The sequence below is a fragment of the Streptomyces sp. SID11385 genome (assembly GCF_010548245.1).
In the GTDB taxonomy this organism is placed as follows: Bacteria; Actinomycetota; Actinomycetes; order Streptomycetales; family Streptomycetaceae; genus Streptomyces.
Genome location: NZ_JAAGLR010000931.1, coordinates 1 through 287 on the forward strand (window position 1 = coordinate 1; position 287 = coordinate 287).

Annotated in this window: 1 protein-coding gene; it reads left to right on the top strand. The window is 71.8% G+C overall.

What is annotated here, in order from left to right; all coding sequences use genetic code 11:
* Positions 1–287: class I SAM-dependent methyltransferase (locus G3I42_RS28280; RefSeq protein WP_203607469.1), on the top strand; the 287-nt coding region annotated here is incomplete at both ends.

Here is a 287-nt window from a genome sequence, read left to right on the forward strand (position 1 = left end):
ACGACGTGACCACCACCACCGAAGCCCCCGCGGACAGCGGCTACGCGGACGGCATAGCCCGCCTCTACGACCTGGTCCACCAGGGCAAGGGCAAGGACTACGCGAGCGAGGCGGCCGACCTGGCCGCCCTGATCACCTCCCGCGCGCCCGGCGCCCACAGCCTCCTCGACGTGGCCTGCGGCACCGGCCTCCACCTGGAACACCTCACCCGGGCTTTCGACACCGTCGAGGGCGTGGAGATCTCCGCGGACATGCGGGACATCGCCGTACGCCGCAACCCGGGCGTT